Origin of the sequence: Mesorhizobium kowhaii, from assembly GCF_042431665.1 — a bacterium.
GTDB classification, from domain to species: Bacteria; Pseudomonadota; Alphaproteobacteria; order Rhizobiales; family Rhizobiaceae; genus Mesorhizobium; species Mesorhizobium kowhaii.
In genome coordinates, this window is record NZ_JBHLYT010000093.1 from 1 (window position 1) to 5,022 (window position 5,022).

Consider the following 5,022-nt stretch of genomic DNA (forward strand, 5'->3'; position numbering starts at 1 on the left):
TCAACACGGGCGGCACGCTGCACGAGCTGGTGACGGTCACGACGGCCGATGGCACGGCCAAGGTGATCGACATCACCATCCATGGCGCCAACGACGCGGCGGTGCTGTCGTCGGCCTCGGTCAACCTGACCGAGACCAATTCGGCGGCCGACATCTCAACCGGCGGCACGCTGACCATCTCCGATGTCGACAGCCCGGCGACCTTCGTCGCCCAGGCCGCAACCGGCGGCAGCTACGGCACCTTCGCCATCAATTCGGCGGGTGCCTGGACTTACACCGCATCCTCGGCCCACGACGAGTTTGTCGCCGGCCAGCATTACACCGAGAGCTTCAACGTGATGAGTGCCGACGGCACCCACACCTCGGTCGACATCGACATCCTCGGCACTAGCGATGCCCCGCCGCGGTTTGCCCCGACGGATATCCAGCTCACGCCGAGCACCACGACGGACAATGTCAGTTTCGGCTCGTTCCAGTTCTCGGGAACACTGGCCGCGACCGATCCGGATCCCGGCAGCTTCATCTACAGTATCACCTCACAATCGGACTCGGGACTGTTTTCAATCGCCGGCAATACGCTCAGTTCGGCAGACCTCTCGCCGAGCAAGGCGTATTCCATCACCGTACAGGCAACCCAGGTCGGCGACCCAGGCGGAGCCCTCTATCAATATAGCGAGACGTTCCAGGTCCTCACCGGCAGCAATGGCAACTCGACGGATAACCTCAGCAACCCTGTGGGCGGCGACGACATCCTCTACGGCAATGGCGGAGCAGACTCGATCTTCGGCCTGGCCGGCAATGACACGCTATTCGGCCAAGGTGGCAGCGACACGTTGAACGGCGGAGATGGCAATGACCGCCTCGTCGGCGGCGTAGGCCCCGACACGCTCACCGGCGGGGCGGGATCCGACACATTCTACTACGGACCAACAGTCACGGATTCGGCGCCAGGTGCCGGAAATTTCGACACCATCACCGACTTCGTGCACGGGGTCGACAAGATCGATCTATCCTCAATTGACGCGAATACGGGTAGCGGCGGTGATCAGGCTTTCCTGATCGGGGGGTCGAATATAGCCACCGTCGCCAACACCATCACGTGGTCGGAAGCCGGCGGCAACACCATTGTCCATGTCGACGTCAACGGCAACACAACAGCCGATCTGCAGATCACCCTGACAGGTGTCGGGCTTGGACTTACGGCGAGCGATTTCGTGCTCTGACCCGAAGAGGTGAGCCTGCGGATACGCACGGCTCACCTCGCAGCTCGCCGATTGCAGATTCAGCTTACGCATTAAGGTTTACGCCAGGAATGCCGGCGGGGACGAACGATCAGAGGTAGTATCGGTTCCGGGCGTTCAGTTGGACAGGGGGGCGGTTCTCCGCTAGGTTTTTGAGCAACAATAAATCCCAAATCGTGAAGGACGCCCTCTTGGCGTGCCGCCATTATTTCATGATCGCGGCAGGGTTCAGCCTGGCGATCAATCTCCTCTATCTCGCCTCCCCCCTTTACATGCTTCAGATCTACGACCGGGTCGTGACCAGCGGCAGCGAAACCACGCTGGTGATGCTGACCATCGTGCTTTTGGCGGCCTTTCTGGCACTTGCCGGTCTCGATCTCATGCGTGCCAGAATCCTTACGCGCGCAAGCGTGCGCCTCGATCGGCTGATTTCGGCAAGGATCGTGGCCGCGTCGGTCGAGACCTCATCATCAGGCGCATCGCAGAGCCAGCCGATACGCGACTTCGACACGTTCCGGCAGGTTATCACAGGCAGCGGTATTCACGCGCTGTTCGACCTGCCTTGGTCACCCATCTATATCGGCATCATTTTCCTGCTGCACCCCTGGCTGGGATTTTTTGCGCTGGGCTCATCGCTGCTGCTCGTCGCCATGGCGGTGATCAATGAATATCTGGTGCGCTGGCCGCTGAAGCAGGCCAACGACCTCGCGACGGCCAACTACAATTTCACCGAGATGAGCCTGAGGAACTCCGAAGTCATTCGCGCCATGGGAATGGTCGATGGTTTGCTCCGCCGATGGGGACGCGACCGCAACCTGGCCCTTCGGCGCCAGGCGGAAGCCAGCGACCGCGCCGCTCTGATGTCGGGGGCGATCAGGTTTCTTCGCCTGACCATGCAGTCATTGATCCTGGGCCTCGGTGCCTATCTGGTCATCGAACGACAGACCACAGCCGGTTCCATGTTCGCGGCGAGCCTGTTACTGGGCAGAGGGCTGCAGCCCGTCGAACAGATCGTCGGCCTCTGGCGCAGCCTGATCCTGGCGCGCGCCGCGTTGGCGCGGGTGCGCAAGCTGGTCGACGGCAAAGCGGAAAACGAAAGATCGTTCAACCTGCCTAAGCCCACCGGCAAAATCTCGGTTGAGCAGGTCAGCTATGCCATTCCAAACCCCCAGAAAGTCCTGCTTCGGGAGGTATCGTTCCAGCTGGAGGCGGGCGAGGCGCTGGGAATTGTTGGCCCTTCGGGTGCCGGCAAGTCGACACTGGCCCGTCACCTCGCCGGTATAATGCAACCGAGCCGCGGCACCGTCAGGCTCGACGGCGCCGACCTCTCGCACTGGGGGCGCGACGCGCTCGGCGACCATATCGGCTACCTGCCGCAGGATATCGAGCTCTTCTCGGATACCGTCGCCGCCAACATCGGACGCTTCAAGACCAACGTGGACCAGGAGGTGATCGAAGCCGCGCGATTGGCCGGTGTGCACGACATGATCATCCGCCTGCCGCAAGGCTATGAGACGCAAATTGGCGAAGGCGGTGCCGTTCTGTCGGGAGGCTACCGGCAACGCATCGCCCTTGCCCGAGCGGTTTTCGGCACGCCGAACCTGATCGTTCTCGACGAGCCAAGCTCCAATCTCGACGCCGATGGCGACCGCGCGCTGAGCGATTGCGCCATCGAACTCAAACGCCGCGGCAGCACGGTGATCATCGTGTCGCATCGGCCGAGCACGCTGGCAAATGTCGACAAGATCCTTCTGTTGCGGGATGGCGGCGTGGAAGCCTTCGGCATGAGAAACGAGATCGTGGCACTTCTCAATCAACGCTCAGCTTCGATCGCGGTGGCTGCTCAATGACCTGGAGAGACCGTTGACCGACACAGCCCTCACCTATCGCAGCCTGCCCAGCGAAGCCGGCATTCCGGCGTCGGATTCCATTGGAGCCCCGGTCTATATCGGCGTGCTGATCATTGTCGCGTTTTTTGGCATCTTTGGCGGCTGGGCGGCCCTTGCGCCGCTGAACGGGGCGGTGCTGGCCGACGCGATCGTCAAGGTCGAAGGGAACCGAAAGAGCGTTCAACACTTCGATGGCGGAACGGTAAAGGAAGTACGGGTCAAGGACGGCGACATCGTCAAATCAGGTGAAATACTGGTGGTGCTGGACGACAGCAGGATTCGCTCCGAGTTCAATCTCTACGCTCAACAATATGCGCTCTTGCGGGCCACCGACGCCAGGATTCGGGCTGAGCTGGACGGCACCATGGCAGTTGCCTTCCCGAAGGATATTCTCAAGGAGCATGAGGCCTACCTCAAAGATGCAATGGCAAACCAGGTCGCCGACCTGGAAAGCCAGCGCGCATCAATGGCCGGCGCCACGCAGATCCTGCAGCGGCGGATTGCCGAGCTCGATGAACAGATCCAGGGAAAAGAGGCCCGCGTCGAATCGTTTCGGGCCCAGCTGCAATCGACCGTCGACGAGGGGGCCGGCTTGTCGAAACTCCTCAAGGCCGGGTTGACGACACGAACCCGCGTACTGGAACTGGACAGATCGGCCTCGGATTTGCGTGGCATGATCGACGAGAGCCTGGGCGCGATCGCAGGAAGCCGCCAGACGAAAGCCGAGCTGGAAAGCCAGATCGCGCAATTGACCAACGAGCGCAGGGCCAAGCTCTCGACCATGCTGATCGAGACCCAATCCAATCTGGCGGACCTGGTGCCAAAGATGTTTGCGGCCCAGGCCGCGGTGGACCGTGCCGAGGTTCGTTCGCCCTATGACGGTCAAGTGATGGATCTCAGCGTTTTCTCGACCGGGGCGGTCGTCACGCCGGGCCAGACAATTCTCGATATCGTGCCGGCGCAGAATTCCCTGATTGTTCAGGCGCAGATTCACGTCGAGGATATCTCTAACCTGCGACCCGACATGGCAGCCGAGGTTCGCTTCACGTCATACAAGCAGCGCTCGATACCCACAATTCACGGACGCATCACCCGCATTTCGGCGGATCGCATTACTGACAGCAAAACCGGGTTCCCCTACTACGTTGCCGACATAGTGGTCGATCCGGCGGAGTTGGCGGCGGTCCCACAGATCACACTTTATCCGGGCATGCCAGCGTCGGTCATGATCGTCACTGAGGAGCGCACCGCACTGGACTATGTTCTTGGCCCACTGCTTGTGTCGTTTCACTCCGCCTTCCGCCAGAAATAGTGGGCTAGGAGCCAAACACATTCGCGATTCGAATTTCGCGGCGTCGCGGTCCAGCGTCCTGGCTGCCAGTGGCATTTGCATAGAATGGCGTTCCGCGAAGACCCTAAAAGTGAATCCTGATTCCACACGATGCGCTGCCGTGGGGCAGGTTTCTATTGTAGGTGCCGACTATGCGGCTTGTCGGACTTTTTCAACATCGAGTAATGGGCAGCGGCTCTTGTCGGAGACAGTTAGGATTGGCTCCGTCATTTGAAGAGGACCAACCGTGGAATATTTTGCAGACTTGTACATCTCGATGGAAGAGACGCATGTGTGCGTTCTCGATCGCGAGGGAGCAGTCATCCACGACGCGAAGACGACGTCGACGGCTGAGGCGATCGTTGCATCGCTGGCGAAGGCACCGACTTGTCAACGGGTCGTGTTCGGGACCGGCCGCATGGCGGCTTGTCGAGGCGATTATCCCGAAAGCTGACGGACCGCTTCCGTGAAGAGTTTCGGGCGCCGGCAGGCGTACGAAAGTCCCCGAGGAAGGAACCCGCGGGCCACAGTCGATGGCTATGGAGATTTCGATTTGCGGCGG

Annotated in this window: 3 protein-coding genes; all 3 read left to right on the forward strand. The window is 60.7% G+C overall.

The annotated features are described in order from the left end of the window. On the forward strand, positions 1-1,223 hold a 1,223-nt coding region (locus ACFFNA_RS35015), incomplete at its 5' end, for a VCBS domain-containing protein (RefSeq protein WP_378924439.1). A gap of 209 nt (positions 1,224-1,432) precedes the next feature. Further along, a complete protein-coding gene (locus ACFFNA_RS35020; protein ID WP_281005081.1) occupies positions 1,433-3,091 on the forward strand; it encodes a type I secretion system permease/ATPase in 1,659 nt (552 codons plus the stop codon). A gap of 13 nt (positions 3,092-3,104) precedes the next feature. Further along, entirely contained in the window at positions 3,105-4,442 is a 1,338-nt protein-coding gene (locus ACFFNA_RS35025) for an HlyD family type I secretion periplasmic adaptor subunit (RefSeq protein ID WP_378924440.1), read from the forward strand. The last annotated feature ends 580 nt before the right edge of the window (positions 4,443-5,022 follow it).